The sequence below is a fragment of the Mesorhizobium sp. P2_E6 genome, from assembly GCF_056403835.1.
In genome coordinates this window covers 24,537-49,962 of sequence record NZ_JBFUEQ010000008.1, presented here as the reverse complement: position 1 = coordinate 49,962, position 25,426 = coordinate 24,537, and the positions used below count along the sequence as shown (strand labels likewise).

Here is a 25,426-nt window from a genome sequence, read left to right as displayed (position 1 = left end):
GCCGACATCACTGATTTCAAACGCAATTGGAAGCGGCGGCCGCGAGGCCGACCGATGGCAAAACATGAGCATTTCACAGGCAGTCGAGGCGGCAGGCGATGGTTCGACGTCCGAGTTCCGCCGTGGCGTGGCGTCATGCGCGCCGGTGTTGTTCGGCACCATCCCCTATGCGCTGGTGCTCGGCGCCCAGGCCACCCAGAAAGGCTTGAGCGTCGTCGAACTCTCGGCAATGACAGGGCTGAATTTTGCCGGCGGCTCGGAATTCGCGGCGATCCAGCTGTGGACGTCGCCGCCACACATCCTGCTCATCGTCGCCATCACCTTCCTGGTCAACAGCCGGCACCTGCTGATGGGGGCTGCATTGGCGCCGTTCCTGCGTCACCTGCCGCCGCGCAAGATGTTTCCGGCGCTGTTCTTCCTATGCGACGAGAGCTGGGCGCTCGGGCTTGCCGACGCCAGGCAGCGCGCCGCGGCTGGTATCACGCCAGCCTTCAGCCCGCGCTACTATATGGGCGCGGCACTGGCGATGTATCTCACCTGGGTGGCCTTCACCACGCTGGGTGCCTTGCTCGGCCCGATGCTGGGCCATGTCGAGACCTATGGTTTCGACATGGCGTTTCCGGCGGTCTTCCTGGTGTTGATGCGTGGCATGTGGAAGGGCGTGGCCGCCGCGCGGCCCTGGCTGGTCAGCCTTGTCGTCGCGGCGCTGACCTATCTCATGGTTCCCGGCGCCTGGTATGTCGCGGCGGGTGCGGTGTCGGGGCTGGTCTCGGCCTGGTTCTTCTGGAGAGAAACATGATCGACGCGACGACCCTTTTCACCATCGTGCTGATGGCCGGCGTCACCTATCTGACCCGGATCGGCGGCTATCTCGTGCTGCGCAACCGCACGCTCAGCGTCCGTGCCACGGCGGTGATGGAGGCTGCACCCGGCTGCGTTCTGATCTCGGTGATCGCACCGGCCTTCGTGTCGAGGAACCCGGCTGACCTTCTGGCGCTGGCCATCACTTTTGTCGCCGCAACACGGTTCTCCATGCTGCCGACCGTGCTGATCGGGGTCGCCTCGGCGGGCATTCTGAGGCATCTGATCGGCTAGGACAAAAAGGGCAGGCGCCGGCGCCTGCCTTTTCTCATCGGTGGCAATGTAGCCGCCGCGATCTATTGGATCGTGGACGTGATGCGCCGACCCTCGGCGTTGAACAGATGGAGCTGTGTCAGGTCCGGGGCCAGGAAAACCTGCTGACCCGGCATCACGCGGATCCGCTCGCGCAGCAGCGCGCTCAGCGTGTTGTTGCCGGCTTTGGCAATGACAAGGGTTTCCGAGCCGGTCGGCTCGACCACTTCGACAACTGCCGGCACGCCGCTGTCGGAAAGCCTGAGATGTTCGGGCCGGATGCCCCAGGCGACGGCGCTTTCGGTCTGTTCCGGCACAGGCAGCGGGAAGACGATGCCGTCGCCAGTGGTGAAGCCGTCGGCGGTGCTGCGCCCTTGCAGGATGTTCATCGCCGGCGAGCCGATGAACTGGGCTACGAACAGGTTGGCCGGCCGGTCGTAGAGGTCGAGCGGGGCGCCGACCTGTTCGACGATACCGCCATTCATGACGACGATCTTGTCGGCCATGGTCATGGCTTCGACCTGGTCGTGAGTGACATAGACGATGGTGGTTCCCAGGCGCTGGTGCAGCGCCTTGATTTCGGTGCGCATCTGCACACGCAGCTTGGCGTCGAGGTTGGAGAGCGGCTCGTCGAACAGGAAGACCTTCGGCTCGCGCACGATGGCGCGGCCCATGGCGACACGCTGGCGCTGGCCACCGGAAAGCTGGCGCGGATAACGCTCAAGCAGATCCTGCAGGCCCAGGATTGTCGCGGCGCGCGCAATCTTGTCGTCGATCTCGCGCTTGTTTTCCTTCTTCAGCGTCAAGGCGAAAGCCATGTTCTCGCGCACGGTCATATGCGGGTAGAGCGCATAGTTCTGGAACACCATGGCGATGTCGCGCGATTTCGGCGCGATGTCGTTGATGACCTCGCCTTCGAGCGCGATCTCGCCGGTGCTGATGTCCTCCAGCCCGGCGATCATCCTCAGTAAGGTCGACTTGCCGCAACCGGATGGGCCGACGAGGGTGACGAATTCGCCCGAAGCAATGTCCACCGACACGCCGTGGATGACCTTCGCCTTGCCGTAGGCCTTCTCGACATCGGTGATGGAAAGCGCGCTCATCGTGTCATCCTTGGGAAAGATCTGGCCTCGGGAAAAGAAAATCGTCTCAGAAAGAGACCTTGTCGCCGCCCTTGAGTTGCAGGATCTGCCGCGCTTCGTCAGGGGTTGCCACCGAGGCGCCGAGCCCCTCGATGATCTGGTGCACCTTGCGCACCTGCTCGGCGCTGGATTTCGCCAGCTGGCCCTTGCCGATCCACAATGAATCCTCCAGCCCGACCCGCACATTGCCGCCCAGGGCGATCGCCTGGGTGGCGATGGGCAACTGGCTGCGCCCGGCGCCCAGCACCGACCAGTGGTAGTCGTTGCCGAACAGGCGGTCGGCGGTGCGTTTCATATGTGCGACATCCTCCGGATGGGTGCCGATGCCGCCGAGGATGCCGAACACGCTCTGGACGAAGAACGGCGCCTTGACCAGGCCGCGCTCGACGAAATGGGCGAGCGTGTAGAGATGGCCGATGTCGTAGCACTCGATTTCGAAACGCGTGCCGTTTTCCGCGCAGGTGCGCAGGATGTATTCGATGTCGCCAAAGGTGTTGCGGAAGATGCGATCGCGCGACCCTTCGAGATATGGCCGCTCCCATTCGTGCTCGAAGGACTTGAAACGCTCCAGCATGGGATAGAGGCCGAAATTCATCGAGCCCATGTTGAGCGAGGCGACTTCCGGCGCAAAGGTCGCAGCCGGCTTGACCCTTTCCTCGACGCTCATCGTCGCGGCACCGCCGGTGGTGATGTTGATCACACAGTCCGAGCGCTGCTTGATCACCTGCAAGAAGGGTGCAAAGGCCTCGGTCGACTGGTCGGGACGGCCATCGGCGGGATTGCGCGCATGCAGATGGACGATGGCTGCACCTGCCTCGGCGGCTTCGATCGCAGCCTGTGCGATCTGCTCGGCGCTTACCGGCAGGTGCGGCGACATCGATGGCGTGTGGATCGAGCCGGTAACGGCGCAGGTGATGATGATCTTGTTCTGGTTGGCCACGTGAAAGGATCCTCGTCTATTTGACCGCGCCCTATTTGACCGCGCCTTGGGTGATGCCCGAGATGAACTGCTTCGAGAGCACGATGTAGAGCAAGGTGATGGGCAGTGCCGCCAGCGTCAGTCCGGTGAACAGCACGCCCCAGTCGGTGGTGAACTCGCCGACGAAGACGGTGAGGCCCTGCGGCAGCGTCTTGAGATCGTCCGACGTGATCAGCACCAGCGGGAAGAAGAAATCGTTCCAGATCGGAACCGCGTTCTGGATCGCGACGATGACCAGAGCCGGGCGCGCCAGCGGCAGCATGATCGAGCGCATGATGCGAAATTCGCTGGCGCCGTCCATGCGCGCCGATTCTTCCAGTTCGCGCGGCAAGGTTCTGAGGAAGCCGGTCATGATGAACACCGCAGAAGGAATGCCCATGGCGACATAGACCAGCACCAGGCCAGCATAGCTGTCGACCAGTCCCAGCGTGTCCAGCTGGATGAACAGGGGGATGATCGCCAGTTTCAACGGCACGGTCATGCCGCTCAGGAAAAACATCAGCACCAGCGCGCTCAGCCTGAACTGGTAGCGGGCGATCGCATAGGCGGCCATGGTGCTGAACAAGAGGATCAGAGCCACCGCCGCCGTGGTTATGCCGACCGAATTGGCGAGGTAGCGGACGAAGTTGGTCTCGGTCCACACACGTTCGGCATTGGTCAGCGAAAAGCTCGACGGCATGGCGAAGGGCGAACTGAATATCTCCGCATTGGTCTTGAAGGACGAGATCACCATGACGAACAGCGGATAGATCATGATGACGGCATTGAGCGCCAGCATCAGCTGGATGGCGCCGTTCTTCAACAATTCGCCGCGGTCCCGGCTGCCGGCTGCTGCGCTCACAGTTCGATCTCGCGACGGCGCAGGTAGCGAAGCGCGATTGCGGTGACGCCGGCAACGATGATGAACATCATCACGGCCAGTGCGCTGCCCTGGCCGAAATCCTGGATGCCCGTCGTCGTACTGCCGAAGGCGGTGCGGTAGAAATAGAGGCCGAGCACATCGGTGGCGCCGCCGGGTGAGCCGGTAAGGCCAGCCATGACATAGGGGATTTCGAACCAGTTGAAGCTGCCGATGAAGGTCAGGATGGTGACGATGGTGACGCTCGGCGCAATCAACGGCCAGATGATCCGGGTCATCAGCACATAGTCGCCGGCGCCGTCGAGACGGGCGGCCTCGATCACTTCCTTGCCGACGCGCTGCATGCCGGCCAGCAACACCAAAGTCGGGAAACCGAGCCAGTGCCAGATGTTGGTGAACAGGATGCTGCCCAACGCGGTCGATTCATTGCCAAGCCACGGGATGGCGCCGATGCCGACAAGCGCCAGCGTCTGGTTCACCAGCCCGAACAGCGGATGCAGGAACAGTTTCCACAGGAAGCCGACGATGACCGCCGACAGCACGACAGGAAGAAAGACGATAACCTGATGGATGCGATGGCCGGGCAACGCCTTCAACAATGCGTAGGCGAGCAGGAACGCGGTGCCATTCTCGAATACCATCAGTGCCACGAAGGCGATGATGTTGTGCTTCAGCGCATTGTAGGTCCAGTCGCTGTACGGCGTCTCGAACAATACCTTGCGGAAGTTCTCGAAGCCGACGAAGCCGGTGGGCTGCAAGCCGTTGAACTCATAGAAGGCAAGGCGGAAGGCCGACAGCAGGGGCCAGAGTACGAACAGCACCATGACCACCAGAGCCGGCGTCAGCAGTGATGCGATCCAGAGTGACCGGCGCCACGGGAAGGCTTTTGCAGTGTGGCGCCGGCCGTTGTTCATTTCACTTGCCCTGGAAAGGCTTGTACCACTTGGCGAGCCCGTTGGTCAGGTCGGCGGCCAACTGGTCCGGGGTGATCGAACCCGACATCATCTTGGTGATGTCGCCCTGCAGCAGCTCCGATCCCGTCGGCTTCTCGAAACGGAAGTAGACGACATTGATATGCGGCATGGCCGTCTCGTTCAACTTGGCGACGTGGGCGAGCAGTTCGTCCTTGATGACGACGCCTTTGATGGGCGAGATGTTGCCGAGCAAGGCCGAGAACTTGTCGCCGAACTCCTTGGTGCCCATCCAGTTGACCAGCTTGAGCGCGGCCTCCTTGTTGGCCGACTTGGCATTGACGGCATAACCGCCGTCGAAGAATTTGGTCACTTGTGGCGTGTCGCCGGCCTTGGCCATTGGTGGGGCAACGAAGTCCATGTTGATCGCCGGGTTCTGGGTCCTGTAGGTGGCGATATCAAAGCTGCCGCCGGCCAGCATCGCCGCCTTGCCGCTGATGAACAGCTGGCCCGCGGTTTCATAGTCTATGCCTTCGAAACCGGGAGGCATGTAGTCGCGCAGCTCGAGCAGCTTGCCGAGTGCAGCGACATAGCGCGGGTCCTTGAAGGTAGTCTTGCCCGAAGTCAGGTCGGTGACAAAGTCCTGGCCGAGGAAGGGGTTGGTGAAGATAGCCACGAACATCTCGTTGAACCAGCTTGTGCCCATGCCGTTGGCCAGGGGATAGATGCCCTTTTCCTTGAGCGCCTTGCTGACGGTGATGAACTCATCCCATGTAGTCGGCGGGGTCAGCCCGGCCTTGGCGAAGACATCCTTGTTGATGAACAGACCGAGCGTCTGCGAGGCGAAGGGCAGGGAATAGACCTTCTTGTCGGCGCGGTAGGTGCCGGCCACCAGTGCATCGGCGGGCTGGTTGGCGAGCGAGGGCACGGTGGTCATGTCCTGCGGCTCGAAATAGCCGGCCTTCACGAACTGCTCCAGCCAGCCATAAGCGTGGGTGTGGATGACGTCACCGCCCTTGCCGGCCGCCAGCGCCGTCGAGACGATCGTCGGATAGTTCTCGTCCGGGAAGGACTCGAACTTCACATGGATGTCCGGGTTGGCCTTGGTGAAATCGGCGAAAAGTTCGTTGTAGGCGGCCTTGTCTTCCTGGCGCCACGTCCAGAACGAGATGTCGGTAGCATGCGCCACGCTTGCTGCGAGTCCCCATGCGAAAGACGCGGCCGCGAGGGCCAGGCCAATCCTTCTCCTGCTCATGTTGCAATCTCCCAATGCGCTTGATGCGCTTTTTACGACGATTATCAAATCATAGTTCTTGCCGTCTGGAAAGATAGTTTGTAAAGTTTCCTAACTAATATGGATTGGACGCGGCAACCCGCTTCGTCCGGCTTGTGCGGTGGATGTCGTTGACCCAGAAAATGATTGCAGGCGTGGATATCGGCGGCACCAAGACGCGCATCATGGTGTGCCTGGGCGAACGTACGATCGCCGACGAGGTGCTGGTGACCGAGACCTGGCGCATCCGTGAGATGGAGGCCGATGCCACGAAGCTGGCCGGCATCGTCGTCAATCTGTGTGGCGGCATGGCGCCCGCTGCCCTGGCGGTTGGCGCACATGGCTGCGACACGGGTGAACAGTGCCTTCGCTTCCAGGCGCTGCTGGCGGCCAGGACCGGCGGCGCGGTGCAGGTCGTCAACGATGCCGAACTGATGGTGCCCGCCGCTGGCCATGTCGACGGCATCGGCGTCGTCTCGGGCACCGGCTCGATTGCGGTCGCACGCACGGCTGAAGGCAAGATGCTGGCTGCCGGCGGATGGGGCTGGATCCTCGGTGACGAAGGCAGCGCGCCTGCCCTTGTGCGTGAGGCGGCCAAGGCAATCCGCCGCGCGCTCGACCGTGGCGAGGATGCCAGCGACCCGCTGATTGGAGCGCTGATGCGCGAACTTGGTACTGACGACCAGACCAAGCTTGGCATCCTGCTCAACGAAACGCGCGGCGCGGCGGTCTGGGGCCGCCATGCCAATGCCGTGTTCGACGCGGCGATCGCCGGCTCGGCGCTGGCTGTCCGTGTGATCAGGGAAGGCGGGGCAGGGCTTGCCGCGTTGGTCGAACTGCTGATCGAGCGCGGCGCCAATCCGGCCCTTGTCGTGGCCGGCGGTGGCGTCATATCTGAGCAGCCGATGTTGATGGCGGCATTCGTCGATGCCATGGCGAAAGTCTCGCCACGGAGCAAGGTGCTGTTACTACGCGAACCGCCGGTGCTCGGCGGGGTCGCGCTGGCCAGGCGGCTACTTGCCGGCCAAGGTGTGTCCTCACAAATCGGAGCCGTTTGAATGATGAAGCGTATCGGCTACCGCCAGGCGGTGGCGCGCCAGACGGAAAGTCTCGAGATCGGCAGGCGTTCAGTGGCCAGGTCGCTCGATGGTCTCGATGTCGACGTCCTTGCCGGCAAGGCGATCGGGCTTGCCGGCATTGGCGCCAGCTATCAGGCCGCCTTTGCCGGGGCGCTTTATCTGCGCGCGTGCGGCATGCGGGCCTTCGCTTACACGCCGACCGATCTCTATGGCCACACGGATGCCGCAGCGGATGCCTTCATCGCGCTTTCGGCCTCGGGGCAGAGCCGCGAAATTTCCGATGTCATGCAAGAGGCGTCGGAGGCACCGCGGCTGGCTGTATGCCGTGGCAGCGACAATCCGCTGGCTGATCTGACCGGCGCCGTGCTTGCCACGGATTCGGGCGCCGACAATGGTGCGAGTTCGACTGGCTATACCGGCACCTTGCTGGCGCTTGGCATGCTGATCGACAGGCTCGCCGGCAACAGCTTCGACTGGGCGCGTTTGCCAATCGCGGTCGCCACTGTTCTTTCCGGTGCCGAGCAGGCGGCCGGCCATGCGGCACGGCTGCTGCAGGGCAGGACATCCATCGATATCGTCGGCGCAGGTGTCAGTTTCGCCAATGCCGGCGAGGCGGCGATGCTGATCCGTGAGGCGGTTCGGGTACCGGCATCGGGATGGGACACGCTGAACTACCTGCATGGGCCGATGGAATCGCAGGATGCGGCGACCGGACTGATCGCCATCGGCGACGGCCGCGAGGTCAAGATCGCCACCGATGTCGCCGGGTTCGGCTGCCCCTCGGTGCTGGTGACGCGGCGGACGGATGTCGCTTCTGCAGACAGGCTGGTGGTGATCTCCATTCCCGCCCTTGGCAACGCCATCGCCGACGCCATCCTGGAGATCATCGCCATCCAGCTTATCGTCGGCGACATGCAGGATGCCGCTGGCCTCACAGATATCGTTTTCCGCTACCGCCAGACCGATATCAAGCTGAAGCCTTGGTCGCCGACCGAAGTCTGACGTGCCCGCCAATTATCGAGAAAATTGCCAAACCGCCCGGCAATGAGGCATTGAAGAGGTGTGAGTCGCGGCGGTGTTCGCTCTCGCGGACAGGGCAAAGCTCGAAAGGCAGAGATGGCGGCTGCGGAAATCCCCAATCTGACCGACAGTGCCCGCGCCGTGCTGCGTGTGCTCGCCGCGCATGGGCCTGTGACGCGGCCGAAGCTCGGAGCGATGCTCGACCTGTCGAAGCCGACCATGTCGGCCGCGGTTTCGGAATTGAGCGAACTGGGGCTTGTCGCCTCGCGCGGGCTGGAGCGCGGCGCCATTGGCCGCACGGCAACCATCTATGGCATCGGTCCGGGCGCGGGCTATGCGATCGGCGTCGATGTCGGCGCGGCCCAGGTGCGCGCTGTCGCTTATTCGATGGACGGGCAGCCGTTGTCGGCGGCGGAAGAGCCGATACCGGAGGCCAAATCCAGCCATCCCGACGAGGTCGGCGCCATCGTGCTGTCGGTTACTCATGCCACCATGGGCAAGGTGGGCAAGAGTTTTCGTGCGCTCCGCGCCGTTGCCGTGGCGGTGCCGCGTATCGTTTCCAACGACCGCTTCGACCGGCCGGGCGGACCGTCGGCCGTGCTTGGCCTGCTGCGGCGCGATGTCGAAGTGCCGATCATCCTGGAAAACAACGTCAACTGCGCCGCCATTGGCGAAATGCATTACGGCGCCGCGCAGGGCCACCAGACCTTCGCCTTCCTGCAAGTTGGCGTGCGGGTTGGCCTTGGCTTCATCACCGAGGGACGGTTGTTTCGCGGCGCCGGCGGCGCCGCCGGCGAAATCGGCCGCATGCCGTTTCCGTGGTCCGTCAACGAGACGCCCTATCGTGAAGGGCTCGAACATTATCTCGGCTCGCGGGCGCTGATCGAGCGATGCCGTGTCGGCTGGCCCTTGCAGGAAGGCGCGCCGCCCGACTCGGCCAAGGATCTGTTCGCGCGCGCCCGGGAGGGTTCGGCGTCTGCGCTGGCGGCTGTCGAGCGTCATGCCGCCGATATCGGCAGACTGGCGGCCGGCTGCATCGGCATGCTCGACCCCGGCCTGATCGTGCTTGGCGGCGGCGTTGGCAGAAACCCGCTGATGACGGAAAACGTCGAGCGCGTCGCGGCAGACCTTGCGTGGCCGACACGCATCGCCGTCAGTTCGCTGGGAGACGGCGGCACCGCGCTTGGTGCGATGAAGCTGGCCGTCGACTACAGTCTCGGGCTCATGCTGCGCGAAGGCCGGCATCCGGCTGTGGTGTTGCCGCCTTTGCCCGAGATCGCGCAAGACACGACGGATATTGTCGCTGAGGCAAAGGACGCCTGACCACAATAAAGGCAGGCGCCAGGCGCCTGCCTTTCAAATTTGACGATTGATGGCTTAAGCGGCCGCAGAGACCTGCTGGCTGGCCGCCACCACGGCATCGACCTTGGCGGTCGCCTTGGCGAGCGCGGCGGTCACCGCGTCAGGGCCCATGCCGACGCCTTCGATGCGGATGACGTCGACATCGGTCATGCCGAGGAAGCCGAGCACGCCGCGCAGATAGGGAATGGCGTGATCGAGCTGCACGGCCGCGCCTTCGGAATAAATGCCGCCCGAAGCCAGCACGATATAGACCTTCTTGCCGGTGACGAGGCCCTTGGGGCCGTTCTCGCCATAGGCAAAGCTCTTGCCGGAGCGAGCGATGTGATCCACCCAAGACTTCAGCGTCGAGGAGATGTTGAAGTTGATGAAGCCGGTGGCGAGGATCACCGTGTCGGCGGCGAACAGTTCGTCGAGCACAACGTCGGAGACGCCGACGACTTCAGCCTGGCGCGGGGTGCGGGCTTCAGCCGGGGTGTAGATGCCGGTCGAATAGTCGGCGTCGATATGCGGCAACGGGTTGGCGACGAGGTCGCGCACGACAAGCGTGTTCGACGGATCGGCAGCGAGGAGCTTTTCAGCGAATTCAGTAGCAATGCGGGTCGAGTGCGAGGCAGTGCCGCGGGGGCTCGATGTAACGAGAAGGATAGACATTTTGGGGCTCTCCAGGGGGTTGGATTAATTTGTCCCGCTGGATATGGGGCCATCGACCCATTTGAAAAACTGGCATATTTTCTATACTTTCCATCTATGAAGTGGATATGGTCATGCAGCCCAACCCGACGCTCGATCAACTTCAGGTCTTTTTGACTGTCGCCGAGGCCGGCAGTTTCTCGGCCGCCGGCCGCAAGCTCAACCGCGCGCAATCCGTCATCAGCTATGGCATCGCCAATCTCGAGGCGCAGCTCGGACTGAAGCTGTTCGAGCGCGAGGGCACGCGCGAGCCGCAACTGACCGAGATCGGCCGGGCGATGCTGGAGGATGCGCGACGCATGGTCGGCGTGCTGCAGCGGATCCGCACGCGAGCCGACGGCTACCATCAGGGGCTGGAGGCGGAAGTCGCGCTGTCGGTCGATGCGGCACTGCCCTCGCCAGTATTGGTTCGGGTGCTGAAGGCATTCGAGGCCCAGTTCCCGACCGTGACGCTGCGCCTGCACATAGGCTCGCTGGGGTTGATCCCGGATCACGTCGTCAGCGGGCAGGCCGATCTCGGCATTGGCGGCCTGCTGGGCGAAGTCGACGATGTGCATCTTGTGCGCATCGGCTTCATGTCGATCGTGCTGGCTGCCGCGCCAAGTCACCCGCTGGCGTTGCTGCCGAAGCCCGTCGCAATCGAGGATGCGCGCGAACACATCCAGCTTGTCGTCACCGACCAGTCCGAACGCACCAAGGGGCGCGACTTCGGTGTCTTCGCCTACCGCACCTGGCGGCTGACGGATATGCGCACCAAGCATATGCTGATGCGCGAGGGGCTGGGCTGGGGCGGGCTGCCGCGCTGGCTGATCGCCGACGACCTGGCCAGCGGCCGGCTGGTGGAACTCGACCTCGAGCCTTTCAGGGAGGCGAACTCGCCACTGTTTGCCATGCATCGCAACGACAGCAGCCCGAAGCCGGCGGCGGCCTGGCTAATCGAGCAGTTCAAACGCCAGCTCGGCTGCTTCAACGAGTTCGAGCCGGGCCAGGTACCTGACGAGGAGGACCTGGAGAGAGCCCATCAATCAGCGCCATGAGCACGGTGCGGTAGTCTTCGGCTGACTCACCGGCCTCGGTGGCCAGGGCCGCACGGTCGAAGGCGGAAGCCAGCAGCGCGGTCAGCGCCTCGACCGGCAATCTCGTCATCGTCTGCGCCCGCATCGCCGCGACAAGCCCCTCGCGCAGCGAGCGGTTGCCATGCCGGTTGTCGATCGCGTCCATGGCGGCGCGGCCAAGCACGGCCGGCCCGTCAAGCAGCAACAGCCGCGTGCGGCCGGGCGCGCGCATGGCGACGAGATAGGCGTCCGAACCGGCGATCAGGGCGTCGCGGGCAAACAACGAGGGCGGCGAGGCGCGCTCGATTTCGTCAGCCACAACTGCCGCTTCCTGTTCAACCACGGCGGCGAACAGCGCTTGCTTGTCGGCAAAGTGGTGGTAGAGCGCGCCGCGCGTGACGCCTGCGGCTGCCACGATCTCGGGGGTGCCGGTCTCGGCATAGGATTTTTCGGTGAACAATTTGCGCGCCGCGGCGATCAAGTCGGCGCGCGTCGCCTCGGTGCGGTCGCGGTTGGAACGGCGCGCGGATTCTCGTTGCATACATGCAGCCTGTATGTTAATTCAATCTACATGCAGACTGTATGTTGTTTGACGGGAGAAGGAAAGATGAAGACCACGAGCTACTACCCGGTGCTGATGACAGGCGATGTTGCCGCCACAAAGGCTTTCTATATCAAGCATTTAGGCTTCAAGCCGCTGTTCGAGAGCGACTGGTACGTGCATTTGCAATCTGCCGATGATCGCCGCGTCAATCTTGGCATCGTCCATGGCGATCATGAAACGATCCCAGAAGAAGGGCGGGGCCGCACGTCTGGTCTGCTGATCAATTTCGAGGTCAGGAACCCAGATGCTGTCTACGAACGGATCACCGCCGCCGGCCTGCCGATCTTGTGCAGCCTGCGCGACGAACCCTTCGGCCAGCGCCATTTCATCACCAAGGACCCCAATGGCGTGTTGATCGACGTGATCAAGCCGATCCCGCCGAGCCCGGAGTTTCAGGCGCAATTTACCGAGGGTGCCTGAATGGGGTCGCTGGCAGGAACTGTCGGCAGAGATGGGCGGCGGCACCGGCTGCGTGACCTGGCGGGCATTCGCGGCCTATGGTGGGCTTGGCAAACCTAGGCTCTTCCATGCGTGAAATCTGCCTTATCCGCGCCCCGTCCAACCTTGGTCTTCGCCCGCTCCGGCCCGGCCATGTGCCAGGGACATGGCGGGCGCCGCAGGCGCTGAGCGAGGCCGGCCTGGTCAAGGTGGTTGCTCCCGCCAAGGTGGTCGATCTCGAACGGCCCGCCTACGGCACCGAACCGCAGCCTGGCACCCGACTGCGCAATGGCCCTGCGATCCGCCGGTTTAATCTGGAGCTTGCCGAGTTTGTCGCCGCCACGATCGGGCAGGGCGAATTTCCACTGATCGTCGGCGGCGATTGTTCGATCCTGCTTGGCGCGCTGGCGGCCGCACGGCGGTCCGGTCCACTGGCCCTGGTGCATGTCGACGGTCACAGCGATTTCCGTCATCCCGGCAACTACGATGCCGATGCCACGCTCGGCTCGGCCGCCGGCATGGATCTCGCGCTCGCCACCGGGCGCGGCGAACCGCTCCTGACCGAGTGGCCTGGCATTGCCGGGCCGTTGGTGGCCGACGAACGGGTGATCCAGATCGGCGAACGGGAGAGCCGTGATGCCGACTTCGCCTGGGCGGACATCAACTCCACCGCCATGACGCTGATCGACGTCTTTGCCGCGCGCGAGCTTGGCGTGGCGAGGGTGCTGGAAAAGACCCGGGCAACGCTGGCGCGGTCTCCCTACTGGCTGCATCTCGACATTGACGTGCTCGACCAGACGGTGATGCCGGCGGTGGATTCGCCCGGCAGTCCCGGCATCGATCCCGACGATCTCGTCGCTATCCTGTCCGCATTGGTTGCCGGTCCTGCCTGCATCGGCATGGACATGACGATCTTCGATCCCGACCTCGACCCGACCGGCGAACTGGCGGCGCTACTGGTGTCGCTGCTTGGGCGGGTGCTCGAGCAGCGAGACCTCAGCTGCGCGCCACCGGCGTCACCGTCACCTGACTGACGCCGGTGCGGCGCACGACGGTGCACAACGTCTCGCGGCCGATGCGCTCGGCGTCGAGCAGGCGCACCAAATCGTCGACGCCGGTGACCGGGCGGCCGTCGATGGCGGCGATGATATCGCCTTCCTTCAGGCCGGCCTTCGCCGCCGGGCCATTCTTCTCGACGCTGCGCAGCCGCACCGCCGTGCTGGTCGAGACTTGCGACAAAAGGGCTGCGCGGCGCGGCAGGTTCGTCGTGTCGGCTGAGACGCCGATGAAGGCTCGGCGCACGCGGCCGAAGCGGATGATCTCAGAGATGACGAAATTGGCGGTGTTCGAGGCGACGGCGAAAGCAATGCCTTGCGCGCCATGGATCATGGCGGTGTTGACGCCGATAACCTCGCCAGCCGAAGACACCAGCGGCCCGCCGGAATTGCCGGGGTTGAGCGCTGCGTCGGTCTGGATGACATCGTCGATCAGCCGCCCGGTGGAGGCGCGCATCGAGCGGCCGAGCGCCGAGACGACGCCTGAGGTGACGGTCCATTCGAAGCCGAGCGGATTGCCGATGGCAATGGCGATCTGGCCGCGCCGCAGCCGCTTGGAATCGCCAAGGGGGGCGACATCGGCAAAGCTGCCGTCGGCACGCACCAGCGCCATGTCGGTGTCGGGGTCGCGGCCAAGCACGCGCCCCTCGCTGGAGGCGCCGTCCGGCATCGAGACACGCACCGTCTTGGCGTCGCCGACGACATGGAAATTGGTGACGACCAGTCCGTCCGGCGCGATGACGAAGCCGGAGCCATGGCCGCCCTGACCGCCAACACGCTCGATGCGGCAGACGGCGGGGCCGATGCGGTCGACGGCGTCGGCAACCGTCGTTGAATAGGCGTCGAGCAGCGTGTCGTCGGTTTGGAGTTTGGCGGCGGCGAGGGCCATTGGCGGGCTCCGTGTTTTCAGGCTTTTTCCTGTGCGTGTCGTTATCCCAAAACCGCTGAGCACTTTTGCGCGACACGCACTATATGTGCGAAGCGGCTGGAACCGTCGCGACCTGACCAGATGGCCAGTCAAACCGCCAACTAGCCGTCAGGCGAGTACCTCCAAGCGCGCTGCCGAGCGATATCTGGGGCATGAAGAAACCCAGGAGACCAACATGAGCGATTTCAATCTGAGCGCGTTTTCCCAGGCCATCGCCGATCTCGCCGCCAAGGCGGCGCCGGCAATTGCAAGTTTCGTCACGCATCATCATCGCACGGCAAGCGCCTTCCATTGGAGCGACGGCTATTTCGTCACCGCCGAGGAAGCCGTCGAGGCTGGCGAGGAGATCGAGCTGACGCTGGCCTCTGGCAAGACGGTGAAGGCCGAACTCATCGGCCGCGATCCATCGACCGGCGTCGCCCTGCTGAAGCCGGCCGATGCGGGCACAGCGCCTGCACTTACCAAGGCCGATGCGGTACGGCCCGGCAACATCGCCATCGCCATCGGCAACAGCCAGGGTTCGGCACTGGCCGTGTCGGGCTCTGTCGGCGAGGTCGGCCCGGCCTGGCGCTCGATGCGCGGCGGCACCATCGACCGGCGCATCAATCTTGCCATCGGCGCCGGCGGCCGTTTCGAGGGCGGTCCTGTGCTCGACGCCAAGGGCGCGCTGATCGGCATGCTGTTGTTCGGGCCGCGCCACCGGGCACTGGTGATGCCTTACGAGACGATCGAGCGGGCGGTTGCGACCTTGCGCGAAAAGGGTCACGTCGCGCGCGGCTATCTCGGCGCCGGGCTGCACCCGGTGCGCGACCGCGACGCGCATGGCGCGATGGTGATGAGCCTCGACGACGAGGGCCCGGCCAAGGCCGCCGGTCTTTCGCTCGGCGACATCATCGTGGCATGGAATGGCGAGGCCGTGCATGGCCCGCGCGACCTGATCCGCAGGCTCGGGCCTGACAGCGCCGGCGTTGCCGTGACACTCGGTGTCGTGCGCGGCGGCGAACAGCGCGATGTCGCGCTGACGATCGGCGAAAAGCCGCTTTCCTGAGAGGAGTGATGGACACGATCACCAGCGACCCGATCATGCATGACGGTGCCGCCTCGCGGCGGCTGGTGGTGCTGATTGCGCTTGGCGACGCGGCACGCGCCGAGCGCCTGGCTGCGTCGTTTGCCGCGAGCGAAGACCTGCTGCCTGTCGTGGCCGGCGGCGGCACGGCCGATGTCGCCATCGTTGACGACACCAGCGGTGATGCCGTGCCGGCCTCCACGCCACGGGTGCTGCTGTCGGGCAGCGGCGAGCGGCCTGCCGGCGAGGTGTTGGCCGTAATGCCTGCGGGCGCGGACGATCTGTTGATCGCCGCGGCAGCGCGGCTGGCGGCGGCCGGCTATCGCGTAACGAGCGATGGCGGACGCGGGCGCCATGAGGATTTCCATGCCAGCGATCGCGAGGCCGGCGATGGCGAGCCGTTTGACGACGAAGCCTCCGACGAGCACGCCGCCCGGCCTTCGCTGTCGCCGCGCGAGGCGGAAGTGCTGGCGCTGCTGGCCGAGGGCGCACCCAACAAGGTGATCGCGCGGCGGCTGAACATTTCCGTGCACACGGCGAAGTTCCATGTTGCCGCGATCCTGATCAAGCTGGGTGCCGCCAACCGCACAGACGCGATCGCCATCGCGATGCGCCAGGGGCTGGTGCTGGTTTAGTCACAAACCCTACGCAGCGTAACTCGACGTCCAGCGCGTCGGACCTTGCGCTGTGGTCGCCTGCCGCGCAAAGGTTCGCGCCTGCTGTGTTGCAAGGGAGGCGCAAGGAAATGTCGCTCAAGGGAAAGACGCTGTTCATCTCCGGCGGGTCGCGCGGCATCGGGCTGGCGATCGCGCTGCGCGCCGCGCGTGACGGCGCCAATGTGACGATCGCCGCCAAGACCGCCGAGCCGCATCCGAAGCTTCCGGGCACGATCTACACCGCGGCTGAAGAGATCGAGCAGGCCGGCGGCAAGGCGCTGCCTGTGCTGTGCGACATCCGCGAGGAAGCACAGGTTGCCGAGGCGATTTCAAGGACCGTCGAAAAGTTCGGCGGCATCGACATCTGCGTCAACAATGCCAGCGCCATCCAACTCACCGGCACGCTGGAAACCGACATGAAGCGCTACGATCTGATGCACCAGATCAATACGCGCGGCACCTTCCTGGTCTCCAAAATGTGCATTCCGCACCTGAAGTTGGCTAATAATCCTCACATTCTGAATCTGGCGCCGCCGCTCGACATGGAGGCCAAATGGTTCAAGAACCATGTCGCCTACACGATGGCCAAGTTCGGCATGTCAATGTGCACGCTGGGCATGAGCGCCGAGTTCGCAAAGGACGGCATCGCGGTCAATTCGCTGTGGCCGATCTCGACCATCGACACGGCGGCGGTGCGCAATCTGCTCGGCGGCGCAACTGTGGCGGCGATGAGCCGTTCGCCCGACATCATGGCCGATGCCGCGCATGCGATCTTCATGCGGCCATCGCGCGAGGCGACCGGCAATTTCTATATCGACGAGGAGGTGCTGCGCGCCGAGGGCGTCAGCGATTTGTCCATCTATGCGCCGGGCGCGACCGGGCCGCTGGCTGGCGACTTCTTCGTGCCGGACGAGGTGTTTGCGCGGACGGACACGAAGATCAAGCGGATCTACTAGAGGCTCGAGGCCGCTAGCCGCCAATCCTTGAGCTGCGGAAAATCCTGCTTATGCAAGGCGATAGGGCGCCGATCCTGCTGGATTGATTCAACGCCAGCAGGCGTCACCTCACGCCTCGTCCTTCTTGCCTTTGCTCAGGCCCATCAGCCGGTCGATATAGGCGAGCATGAAGGCCGAGACGACGAAGGCGAGGTGGATGATGGTCAGCCACATCAACTGGTCGGTCGAATAGGAAGACGAGTTGAGGAACACCTGCAAGAGGTGGATGGAAGAGATGGCAACGATGGTCGAGGCAACTTTGACCTTCAGCGAACCGACATCGATCGTGCCCAGCCAATGCACGCCACCGTCTTCATCGTCGAAGCGGCTGACGAAGTTCTCGTAGCCCGAGATGATGACCATCACGACCAGCGAGGCGACCAGTGCGGCATCGATCAGCCCCAGCATCTTCAGGATCGTGTCGGTGTCGCCAAGCGTCAACGCCACGGTGACGAACTCGTAGAGCTTCTTGCCGAAGGACAGCGCATAGATTGCCAGCGCCACGCCCAGCCCGAGATAGAAAACGACCAGCAGCCAGCGCGAGGCAAGGATGATCGATTCGATGGCCAGTTCGAGACGCTTCATGGAGTGGTTCCGGGGTTCTCTTGGGATAGTGGGCCGCGAGGTGGTGGCTCGTATTTCGGTCAGGTCGTCCCTGTTTGCAAGACAAAAAACCCCGCCGGTGAGGGACCGGCGGGGCTCAATGCGTCCCGCTGGAGTCGGGACGGGGCAGGGAACGCCCTGTCAAGAATCTGGGGTAGGTGAACCCACGATTCAATGAGCCGGCGCTAATGCCGGTACAATTCTTGTTGAACCTGACATGTCGAGCCATCCCCGGCAGGACCGGGGATGGCTGCTTCTCGTGCAGAGTCCGCAAACCAGGTCATGGTTTTGAAATCATGACCTAATTGTTGCTGGCGACGGGCGCCACCAGCGAGGTGATGCGGCGAATGGCGACGCGTCGGTTCTCGCGGTTGGGCGCGGCCGTGTTGACCTTCAGATACTCCTCGCCATAGCCCTGCGTCGTCAGGTTCTCCGGCGGAATGCCGAAGGCATTGGTGAGGGCCTCCGCCACCGCTTCGGCGCGACGATCGGACAAAGCGAGGTTGGCCTCTGGCGTGCCGACGGCATCTGTGTGGCCTTCGATCAGGAAGGTCTCGGCCGGGTTCTTCTTCAGCAGCTTGTCCATCGCGCTGGCGACACCCTCGAGCTTCTGCACCTCGGTGTCGGAGATCGAGGCCGAGCCGAATTCGAAGTTCAGCGTGTCGAGGTCGACACGGCGTGCGATGTCGCGCACGCGGGCCGAACGCTTGACCTCGTCGATCGAATAGAGGCGCTGGACCTTCTCCACCGGCGGCTGTTCGAGGAAGGTGTAGTAGTCGTCCGGGCTCTCGACGTCCTCGGAATCGAGGATGTACTGCCGGCGCGGGATGGTCAGTCGCATCGGCGGCAGGTCGTCGCCGGGATCGCGCCAGTCGCCCTCATCCTGATAGTCCTGCTCGTCGACATAGCTCAGCACGTATTCGCGCCCGTCAGGGGTGATGCGCGAACGCTGGATGACATCGCCGTAGCGGTTGCGGATGGTGACGATCTGGACGCCATTGCCGCGCTCGACCGTCTCGCGTGTGCGGCCTTGCGGCAGATCCTCGTAGTAGACGTCCTTGGCGCCACGGTTCATGCGCGGACCGTCATTGCTCTGGACGATCGTCTGGTTGTTGAGCTGGATGATGACGCGGTCGCCGATTTCCTTGAGCACGTCGACGCCCTTGGGACGGCGGCGGTCGCGGATGTTCTCGTCAGGTGCACGATCGACGCGCTTGCCTTTTTCCTCCGTCACAGGGACCATTTTTTCGGGCTTGATCTCCTGCTGGGCGGCCTTGTCGTCGGTGGGCGGTGGACCCTGATCGACAGGCGCGACCACGGGCTTGCGGCCCTGATCGCCACCTTGCTGGGCGTTCTGCCCACCATTCTGCTGCTCGCCATTCTGCTGGCCGTTCTGGTTGGCGGGCTTCCTGCGGCCCTGGTCCTTGCCACCCTTGCGCTCGGCATCCTTCTGGCTGTCCAGTATGGGAGCGGTGTTCGGATCGGCAGGTGCCTCGCCCTGGACAGGCGCCGCCTTGCCGCCATTGGCCGGTTGCTCGGCTATGGCAGGCTTTTCGCCATTGGCCGGTTGTTCGCCCGTGGCAGGCTGCACGCCGGTGACAGGCTGCTCACCAACCGGTTTCTTACCGTGCTTCTTGGTCTTGTCCTGCGGCTGCTCGCCCTGGGCCGCTGGCTGTTCGCCGGCGGGAGCCGGTTCGACCTTGGGCTTCGCCACTTCGGCCGGAGCTTGCTTCTCGGTCGGTGCCGGGGCGGCTTCCGGCACGACGGCCGGTTTGGCCGTTTCGACAGGCTTCTTCTGCTTCTCAGGCTTCTGTGCGGGCTCGACGGCCGGTGCTATCGTGGTCGGCTCGGCCTGCTGATCCTGCTTGTGCCTCTTGCGCGGCTTGGCTTGCTCGCCCTGCTGGTTGTCGTTGGCCGGTTCGGCCTGGCCGGCAGGAGCCGCTTCGGCTGGCGCCTGCTCAGTCTGCTGCTGCTCGCGCTTTTTCTTGCGCGGCTGCTGCGCTTCGGCGGCTGGAGCGGCCTGCTCTGCGGGTGCCGCTTCGGCCGGCGCCTGCTCGGTCTGCTGCTGTTCGCGCTTCTTCTTGCGCGGCTGCTGCGCTTCGGCGGCTGGAGCGGCTTGCTCGGCCGGCGCCTGCTCAGTCTGCTGTTGCTGCTGCTGATCGCGCTTCTTCCTCCGAGGTTGCTGCTCTTCGACAGCCGGAGCGGCCTGCTCGGCAGGGGCGGACTCGGTCTGCTGTTGCTTCTCACGCTTCTTGCGCGGCTGCTCCTGCTCGGCGGGCTGCTCGCCCTGGGCTGCGGGCGCCGCCTGCTGCTCTGGCTCGGCCTTCTTCCGCTCCCTTTGTTTCGGCTGCTTCTGCGCACAAGCTTCGGCCGATTCGCCCTCGGCGCACGCTGCCTGCGCCAAAATGAACGCGGCTGACGTGTGCTGGGCAGGGTCGAAGGCGGCACTTCCCTGAAGCGGGAACGCGCCCAACGGCGCGGATGCCATCAGCAGGCCAAGTGCGGTGCCTGCCAGAATCCGTGGTTGGCGTTTCATCGAAAACTCTCCTTATGGGGTCCCATCCTTGCCGAAACCGATCTTGCGCCGATTGGTTCCAGTTTGGTTGCGATAGACGCCGTACGGGGCGATTGGCCGGCCTTTTGAAGGCAACTTCGTGTCATTCACCCGGCGATCGCCGCATTCCGGCCGTTGCCGCGCTTGACCTTGCCGGCGGCTGGGGCCACATGCCGGGAATGGAAACGCCGTTCTGGAAAACCAAGGCGCTGGAGGCGATGAGCCCGGCTGAGTGGGAGTCGCTGTGCGATGGTTGCGGCAAATGCTGCCTGTCAAAGCTCGAGGACGAGGACACCGGCGAGATCTACTGGACCAGTGTCGGGTGCCGGCTGTTCGACGCGCAGAGCTGCCGCTGTTCGGACTACGCCAACCGGCTGGCGCGCGTTCCCGACTGCGTGGGGCTGACGCCGCAGAACGTTCGCACCATCAGCTGGCTGCCCAGCACCTGCGCCTACAGGCTGGTGGCCGAGGGCCATGACCTCTACTGGTGGCACCGGCTCGTGTCGGGCAGCGCCGAGACCGTGCATGAGGCCGGCATGTCGATGCGCGGGCGGGTCAAGGCAAGCGAGACCGATCTCGCCGAGCCGGAAGACTATTTTGATTACCTGCTGGACGACGAGCCGTAGGGCTCGCATGGAGACGACGAGCCATAGGGCTCGCATGGAGACGACCAGCCGCAGGGCTCCGCGTTGGAACGAACAAGCTGGTCTTCAGCCAAACTGCTGGATTGGGATCCGGGCACTGAGTGAGGCGTTTTGGAGCATTCACCCCTGCCGTGGACGATGGTAGATGGCCGGCGAAATCCTTTTCCGCCACATGAACCGGAGATGAACGGCCGGTTCGCAATGAGTTCAGACAGCCAAGTGCATTCTCCCCCCATCGGTTCACGAGGACGGGCGAAAGCCCGCAACAAGGAGAGAAGACAATGTTCAACACGATCAAGACGGCAGCCCTTTCGGCTCTGGTCGGTCTCGGCACGCTGGCCGCCATCCCGGCCCATGCCGACAGCCTCTATCTCGGCTTCGGCAACAACAACGACACGCGCTTCGGCGTCTATGCCGGCGACGACGGCTATCGCCACCGCCGTGATGAACGTCGCGGCTGGGGTGATGAACGCCGCGGCGAATGGCGTCGTGGCTGTTCGCCGGACCGCGCGCTCGACAAGGCCGAACGCATGGGTCTCCACCGCGTCCGCATCCTCGACGTCAGCCGTCGTACGGTGAAGGTGATGGGCCGACAGTACGGCGACCGCGTCGTCGTCGTGTTCGCCAACGACCGCGGCTGCCCGGTTATCTATCGCTGAAGCCGGGTCCGGCTTGAATACAAGGGCATGATCTCCTTCAAAGATCAGCCTGGCGGCATGCCCCTCATCGAGGGTTAGCCGGGCAGCATGATCTTCTGCGAAGATCATGCTGGGAGTAGCCGAGCCCCTTTCCTGCTGGAAGGGCGTGGCTCGAAAAAACCCCGCGGGAGCAATCCCGCGGGGTTTTTCATATAGGGCGTTGGCTGAAGGCTCGATCCATGGCCGAGCAAGCCCCACCATGGATCGTCAGGCGCTTACTTCAGTTCGAAGGTGACGGTGACCTGGACGTTGTAGGAATTCTCGCCGGCCTGTACCGGAGCCGCAGCGCCCGCTGCGGCATCGAAGGCCTTGGCGTTGATCGGCATTGGTGTCGGCGCGATGTTCTGGTCGGTGATCTCGAGCACCCGTCCGAGGCTGACGCCGGCGGCCTCGGCAAGCGTCTTGGCCTTGGCCACGGCGTTGGCCACCGCCTTCTTGCGGGCCTCGGTGACGGTCGCTGCCGGGTTGTCGTTGGTGAAGGTTATGCCGCCACCCTGGTTGACGCCGAGCGATACCGCCTTGTCCAGAATCTCGCCCGTCTTGTCGACATCGCGCACCCGCACCGACAGCGTGTTGGTCACTTGATAGGCGACGAGTTCGGCTTCCTGGCTGCCATCAGGCTTGTTGGTGTAGTTGTAGCGCGGGTTGATCTGGATGCCGGCGGTCTGCAGGTCGCGGTCCTTGATGCCAGCCGACTTCATGGCGGCGATCACGGCGGCCATGGCGTCGTTGTTGGCGTCGAGTGCCGCGCGCGCGGTCTTGGCTTCGCGCATGACGCTGAGCGTCAGGATCGCCAGATCGGGGGCTACGGTTGCTTCGCCTTCGCCCGACACAATGATGCGGGGCGGCGTCGGCAAATCGGTGGCTCCAGCCATCGCCGGAAAAGCGATTGCAGCGGCGAGCGCGAGAGGCAAAAGGCGTCTGGTCATGAAAATCTCCTTGGTCCGCGATCAAAGTCGCAGAGGTCGCGTAGAGCGCGATTATGGGTTGATTTGGGCGATCCGTGGAAGCCTGACGGGAAAGCCTTGTGCGGCGATGCGAAAAACATTAATCCAGCCCGCGTGGGGCCTGTAGCTCAATGGTTAGAGCCGGCGGCTCATAACCGCTTGGTTGGGGGTTCGAGTCCCTCCAGGCCCACCAAAACGACCGCTTGAGTGACTGATTTTTATGAGTTTTTCAGATTTTGCCCACGACGTGGACTCGAACCCCCTAGTTCTGACCAAGGACTTGAATAGTTGACCATCCGCTACACCGCGATGTGGTCGCATATTTTCCGGGCTTTGAATTGGCGAATCTAATCAGGGGGTTGTGACTTGGATGCTGAGAATACGAGCCAAGCGAGGCTCAACAACTGATTCAAGTTCGGCGTCTGAAGACAGGAGCAATCCCATGTTCTGAGAACGTCTTCAAATAATCCTTCCAATCCACACGAGGTGACTGCTCTGCGCCTCATCTCCGCCATTGGGACGGGCTTCCCTGTTTCTCAGAAGGGGACACTATTGTCCCACATGGGCCATGCGACATGCACTCGCGCGGACCGGCCGCCTGGAAGAAGGTGACCTTGCTTTCCGGCTCGAGCGTGACGATCTCGCGCAGGTCGTGGCCACCGATCGTGGCTTCACGCACGAAGTGGGTAGCGCTTTCCTCAACAACTTCACAACGGGTGCAGAGACCTGGAACGAGGAACAGGCGCGCGTCGCGTGCTTTGAGTTCAAGACCCTTCCACGCCTGAGCGCGCGTCAACCAAGGTTCGCTTTCCGGGTTTACCGGAAGAATCGCGGTTGAATAGATCATGGCGGAAGTGCTTTCGAGACAGCAGTTGCTTCAGGCGGAAGCAGCGACGGCTGAGGCGAAGTCTCGATACTGGCGCAGTGGGCGGCCCAGGAGCGCAGTCAGGCGCTCGATGTCCCCGGCCTCGGGCAACATCCCATCGGTCAAGAAGCGCTCGCCCATTAGGCGCATGTCGTAGGCCGTCCAGGCGGGCAAGAACTGCTTCAGATTTTGCTCAAAGCCCTCGGTATTGTCGCCGCCGTAGTGGATCGGCCGGGCGAGCACGTCGGACCAGATGGCAGCGATTTCCGTCCCAGTCAGTGTCTGCGGACCGACGAGGTTGATCCGGTCCAGCGCAAGCGGCTCTGCGGACTGTTCGCGGCGCAGCAGCTCTAGGGCGGCGATCTCTGCGATATCACGGACGTCGATCATGGCGAGACCCTTGGCGCCGATCGGCATTGGGTAACTGCCATAGCCGGTGATGACGTTTTCGATCATCAGATCGTTCTGGATGAAGTAGGCCGGCCGCAAGATCGTAGCCTTGAAGTCCATCTGCTCGATCATGCGCTCGACGCCGAACTTGCCCGCGAAATGCGGCACGTTCACATAGACGTCAGCGTGGATCACCGACAGATAGACGATGCGCTCGATGCCGGCCGATCGGGCGACGTTCAGCGCAATCAGCGCTTGAGTGAATTCGTCCGGCACCACGGCGTTCAAGAGGAACAGGGTTGAAACGCCTGACATGGCTTTGCGCAGCGAATCGACATCGAGAAAGTCGCCTTGCACGACGGATACGCCTGCCGGGAAGCTGGCTTTCGACGGATCGCGAACGAGAGCACGCACATCAGCGTCGTGCCTGACGAGGTGTTCGACGACTTGGCGGCCTATATTGCCTGTGGCGCCGGTAACGAGAATGGTCATGAAATTTCTCCTCTTGGGTTGCTTGACACCTCCAATATGTGTGGCTCACTGAGGGGCCAATAGATGGGAATTTTAGACGCGCCGTCTCAGTGATGGAACACACATGGATCTTCTTGCCCTCGCCGATTTTAATCTCGTCGCTCGCCATGGTGGCTTCGGCAAAGCGGCAAGGGCCACCGGCCGGCCCAAGGCAACCCTGTCCCGGCGCGTTGGAGACTTGGAAAGCAGTCTTGATCTGCGCCTGTTTGAACGGGGTGCGCGTAACCTGAAGCTGACCGAAGAAGGACGAGCGCTTTTCGAGCGGACGGGAGCGCTGCTTGCCGAACTGGACGAGACGGCTTCGGCGATTGCGTCGGGCGGTCAGAGACCGAAGGGCAGATTACGGGTCAGCGCGCCTTTACATTTTTCGCAGACCGCAATGGGGAGGATCGCTGCGGGGTTTGCCCTTAAATATCCGGAGGTGAGGCTTGAGGTGACGACTGAGGATAGGTATGTCGACATGATCGAGGAAGGCTACGATCTCGTAATCCGGGTGAATCCAGATCCCGACGAAAGCCTGGTTGGCCGGGCGTTTCTTCGCGATCGCCTGGTCGTTGTCGCGAGCCCCGACCTTCCTCGCACGACCGGTCAGCTCGCCGCTCCTGGCGTTGCGCGCGGGGCAGGCGAGCGGCAAACATGGCACGTGAAGACACCAGGTGGCGGGTCAACAATTAGAATCGAACCTGTCCTCACTTTGTCGACGCTCATCATGGTCCGGGATGCGGTGCGGGCCGGCGTCGGTGCAGGACGTCTTCCCATTTCGTTGGTGGCTCACGACTTGGCTGACGGCACACTTGTAAATTGGGGGGATATTGACGGCCCCGAGATCTCTATATGGACGCTCTACCCATCTCGGCGGCTGCTCAGCGCGCGCGTGTCGGCGTTCCTGGGTTTTCTAAAACAGGCTTTCCCGAATGGGACGCCGGACGAACTGGCCGCCTATATTGGCAGGTGATGACCGAAGCCGCT

At 63.5% G+C, this 25,426-nt stretch carries 26 protein-coding genes, 1 tRNA gene and 1 pseudogene; 15 read left to right on the top strand and 13 right to left on the bottom strand.

Annotation, left to right across the window (positions count from 1 at the left end):
• Positions 1 to 64: 64 nt before the first annotated feature.
• Positions 65 to 799: an AzlC family ABC transporter permease gene (locus AC1D08_RS20610; RefSeq protein ID WP_457153879.1), complete on the top strand. Its 735-nt coding sequence runs from the start codon at positions 65 to 67 to the stop codon at positions 797 to 799.
• Entirely contained in the window at positions 796 to 1,095 is a 300-nt protein-coding gene (locus tag AC1D08_RS20605) for an AzlD family protein (protein WP_095090988.1), read from the top strand. Before AC1D08_RS20610 ends, AC1D08_RS20605 begins: the two co-directional genes overlap by 4 nt.
• A 62-nt stretch (positions 1,096 to 1,157) precedes the next feature.
• On the opposite strand, the gene AC1D08_RS20600 is transcribed toward AC1D08_RS20605, so the two are convergent.
• The 5 genes from AC1D08_RS20600 to AC1D08_RS20580 are packed head-to-tail and all read right to left on the bottom strand — an operon-like array spanning position 1,158 to position 6,259.
• A complete protein-coding gene (locus tag AC1D08_RS20600; RefSeq protein WP_477423880.1) occupies positions 1,158 to 2,216 on the bottom strand; it encodes an ABC transporter ATP-binding protein in 1,059 nt (352 codons plus the stop codon).
• 46 nt (positions 2,217 to 2,262) lie between these two features.
• Complete coding sequence (gene kce, locus AC1D08_RS20595; RefSeq protein ID WP_457155612.1) at positions 2,263 to 3,195, bottom strand: 3,5-dioxohexanoate:acetyl-CoA acetone transferase; 933 nt, start codon at positions 3,193 to 3,195, stop codon at positions 2,263 to 2,265.
• A 31-nt stretch (positions 3,196 to 3,226) separates the two neighbouring features.
• On the bottom strand, positions 3,227 to 4,075 hold the full coding sequence (locus AC1D08_RS20590; protein WP_095090991.1) for a carbohydrate ABC transporter permease: 849 nt from the start codon (positions 4,073 to 4,075) through the stop codon (positions 3,227 to 3,229).
• On the bottom strand, positions 4,072 to 5,007 hold the full coding sequence (locus AC1D08_RS20585) for a carbohydrate ABC transporter permease (protein WP_477398704.1): 936 nt from the start codon (positions 5,005 to 5,007) through the stop codon (positions 4,072 to 4,074). Before AC1D08_RS20585 ends, AC1D08_RS20590 begins: the two co-directional genes overlap by 4 nt.
• 1 nt (position 5,008) lies before the next feature.
• Positions 5,009 to 6,259 (bottom strand): extracellular solute-binding protein, encoded by a 1,251-nt coding sequence (locus AC1D08_RS20580; protein WP_457155289.1) that lies wholly within the window; start codon positions 6,257 to 6,259, stop codon positions 5,009 to 5,011.
• Positions 6,260 to 6,408: 149 nt separating this feature from the next.
• Between AC1D08_RS20580 and AC1D08_RS20575 the strand changes: the two genes are divergently transcribed.
• From AC1D08_RS20575 to AC1D08_RS20565, 3 genes are all read left to right on the top strand, one after another.
• Positions 6,409 to 7,335: a BadF/BadG/BcrA/BcrD ATPase family protein gene (locus AC1D08_RS20575; protein WP_477423878.1), complete on the top strand. Its 927-nt coding sequence runs from the start codon at positions 6,409 to 6,411 to the stop codon at positions 7,333 to 7,335.
• Positions 7,336 to 8,358: an SIS domain-containing protein gene (locus AC1D08_RS20570; protein WP_457152456.1), complete on the top strand. Its 1,023-nt coding sequence runs from the start codon at positions 7,336 to 7,338 to the stop codon at positions 8,356 to 8,358.
• A gap of 114 nt (positions 8,359 to 8,472) precedes the next feature.
• Positions 8,473 to 9,699, top strand: a complete 1,227-nt coding sequence (locus AC1D08_RS20565) for an ROK family transcriptional regulator (RefSeq protein WP_457152455.1) — start codon at positions 8,473 to 8,475, stop codon at positions 9,697 to 9,699.
• Between the two features lie 54 nt (positions 9,700 to 9,753).
• On the opposite strand, the gene AC1D08_RS20560 is transcribed toward AC1D08_RS20565, so the two are convergent.
• Complete coding sequence (locus tag AC1D08_RS20560) at positions 9,754 to 10,389, bottom strand: FMN-dependent NADH-azoreductase (protein ID WP_457152454.1); 636 nt, start codon at positions 10,387 to 10,389, stop codon at positions 9,754 to 9,756.
• 113 nt (positions 10,390 to 10,502) lie between these two features.
• Here AC1D08_RS20560 and AC1D08_RS20555 point away from each other — a divergent pair, with 113 nt between their 5' ends.
• Positions 10,503 to 11,465 carry a LysR family transcriptional regulator gene (locus tag AC1D08_RS20555; protein WP_457152453.1) on the top strand — a complete coding sequence of 321 codons (963 nt, stop codon included), beginning with the start codon at positions 10,503 to 10,505 and terminating at the stop codon, positions 11,463 to 11,465.
• Here the strand turns inward: AC1D08_RS20555 and AC1D08_RS20550 are convergent.
• A complete protein-coding gene (locus tag AC1D08_RS20550) occupies positions 11,395 to 12,024 on the bottom strand; it encodes a TetR/AcrR family transcriptional regulator (RefSeq protein WP_095090997.1) in 630 nt (209 codons plus the stop codon). The two genes, AC1D08_RS20555 and AC1D08_RS20550, sit on opposite strands and share 71 nt — an antisense overlap.
• Before the next feature lie 66 nt (positions 12,025 to 12,090).
• Here AC1D08_RS20550 and AC1D08_RS20545 point away from each other — a divergent pair, with 66 nt between their 5' ends.
• Both AC1D08_RS20545 and AC1D08_RS20540 read left to right on the top strand, forming a co-directional pair.
• Positions 12,091 to 12,507: a VOC family protein gene (locus AC1D08_RS20545; RefSeq protein WP_457152452.1), complete on the top strand. Its 417-nt coding sequence runs from the start codon at positions 12,091 to 12,093 to the stop codon at positions 12,505 to 12,507.
• A 107-nt stretch (positions 12,508 to 12,614) separates the two neighbouring features.
• The gene (locus AC1D08_RS20540; RefSeq protein WP_457152451.1) at positions 12,615 to 13,559 is read left to right on the top strand and encodes an arginase family protein; all 945 of its coding nucleotides are present in this window, start codon (positions 12,615 to 12,617) and stop codon (positions 13,557 to 13,559) included.
• On the opposite strand, the gene AC1D08_RS20535 is transcribed toward AC1D08_RS20540, so the two are convergent.
• A complete protein-coding gene (locus AC1D08_RS20535; RefSeq protein ID WP_457152450.1) occupies positions 13,522 to 14,469 on the bottom strand; it encodes a S1C family serine protease in 948 nt (315 codons plus the stop codon). The genes AC1D08_RS20540 and AC1D08_RS20535 overlap by 38 nt on opposite strands.
• 214 nt (positions 14,470 to 14,683) lie before the next feature.
• On the opposite strand from AC1D08_RS20535, the gene AC1D08_RS20530 reads away from it, so the two are divergent.
• From AC1D08_RS20530 to AC1D08_RS20520, 3 genes are all read left to right on the top strand, one after another.
• Positions 14,684 to 15,556, top strand: a complete 873-nt coding sequence (locus tag AC1D08_RS20530; RefSeq protein ID WP_457152449.1) for a S1C family serine protease — start codon at positions 14,684 to 14,686, stop codon at positions 15,554 to 15,556.
• 8 nt (positions 15,557 to 15,564) lie between these two features.
• Positions 15,565 to 16,209 (top strand): response regulator transcription factor, encoded by a 645-nt coding sequence (locus AC1D08_RS20525; RefSeq protein WP_457152448.1) that lies wholly within the window; start codon positions 15,565 to 15,567, stop codon positions 16,207 to 16,209.
• 110 nt (positions 16,210 to 16,319) lie between these two features.
• Positions 16,320 to 17,186 (top strand): SDR family oxidoreductase, encoded by an 867-nt coding sequence (locus AC1D08_RS20520; protein ID WP_457152447.1) that lies wholly within the window; start codon positions 16,320 to 16,322, stop codon positions 17,184 to 17,186.
• Positions 17,187 to 17,294: 108 nt separating this feature from the next.
• On the opposite strand, the gene AC1D08_RS20515 is transcribed toward AC1D08_RS20520, so the two are convergent.
• Together AC1D08_RS20515 and AC1D08_RS20510 are read right to left on the bottom strand one after the other, a co-directional pair.
• Complete coding sequence (locus AC1D08_RS20515) at positions 17,295 to 17,810, bottom strand: TIGR00645 family protein (protein WP_457152446.1); 516 nt, start codon at positions 17,808 to 17,810, stop codon at positions 17,295 to 17,297.
• Between the two features lie 319 nt (positions 17,811 to 18,129).
• The gene (locus tag AC1D08_RS20510; RefSeq protein ID WP_477228102.1) at positions 18,130 to 20,364 is read right to left on the bottom strand and encodes an OmpA family protein; all 2,235 of its coding nucleotides are present in this window, start codon (positions 20,362 to 20,364) and stop codon (positions 18,130 to 18,132) included.
• 197 nt (positions 20,365 to 20,561) lie between these two features.
• On the opposite strand from AC1D08_RS20510, the gene AC1D08_RS20505 reads away from it, so the two are divergent.
• On the top strand, positions 20,562 to 21,008 hold the full coding sequence (locus AC1D08_RS20505) for a YcgN family cysteine cluster protein (RefSeq protein WP_095091722.1): 447 nt from the start codon (positions 20,562 to 20,564) through the stop codon (positions 21,006 to 21,008).
• Between the two features lie 299 nt (positions 21,009 to 21,307).
• Positions 21,308 to 21,685 (top strand): hypothetical protein, encoded by a 378-nt coding sequence (locus AC1D08_RS20500; RefSeq protein WP_457154048.1) that lies wholly within the window; start codon positions 21,308 to 21,310, stop codon positions 21,683 to 21,685.
• Positions 21,686 to 21,939: 254 nt separating this feature from the next.
• On the opposite strand, the gene AC1D08_RS20495 is transcribed toward AC1D08_RS20500, so the two are convergent.
• Positions 21,940 to 22,653 carry an SIMPL domain-containing protein gene (locus AC1D08_RS20495; protein ID WP_457154047.1) on the bottom strand — a complete coding sequence of 238 codons (714 nt, stop codon included), beginning with the start codon at positions 22,651 to 22,653 and terminating at the stop codon, positions 21,940 to 21,942.
• A gap of 135 nt (positions 22,654 to 22,788) precedes the next feature.
• Between AC1D08_RS20495 and AC1D08_RS20490 the strand changes: the two genes are divergently transcribed.
• A tRNA-Ile gene (locus AC1D08_RS20490) sits at positions 22,789 to 22,864 on the top strand.
• A gap of 387 nt (positions 22,865 to 23,251) precedes the next feature.
• On the opposite strand, the pseudogene AC1D08_RS20485 reads toward AC1D08_RS20490, so the two are convergent.
• A pseudogene (locus AC1D08_RS20485) lies at positions 23,252 to 23,518 on the bottom strand (AtaL-like protein); the annotation flags it as partial.
• 30 nt (positions 23,519 to 23,548) lie between these two features.
• The gene (locus tag AC1D08_RS20480) at positions 23,549 to 24,418 is read right to left on the bottom strand and encodes an NmrA/HSCARG family protein (protein WP_477423875.1); all 870 of its coding nucleotides are present in this window, start codon (positions 24,416 to 24,418) and stop codon (positions 23,549 to 23,551) included.
• Between the two features lie 103 nt (positions 24,419 to 24,521).
• Between AC1D08_RS20480 and AC1D08_RS20475 the strand changes: the two genes are divergently transcribed.
• Complete coding sequence (locus AC1D08_RS20475) at positions 24,522 to 25,412, top strand: LysR family transcriptional regulator (RefSeq protein ID WP_477423873.1); 891 nt, start codon at positions 24,522 to 24,524, stop codon at positions 25,410 to 25,412.
• Positions 25,413 to 25,426 lie beyond the last annotated feature (14 nt).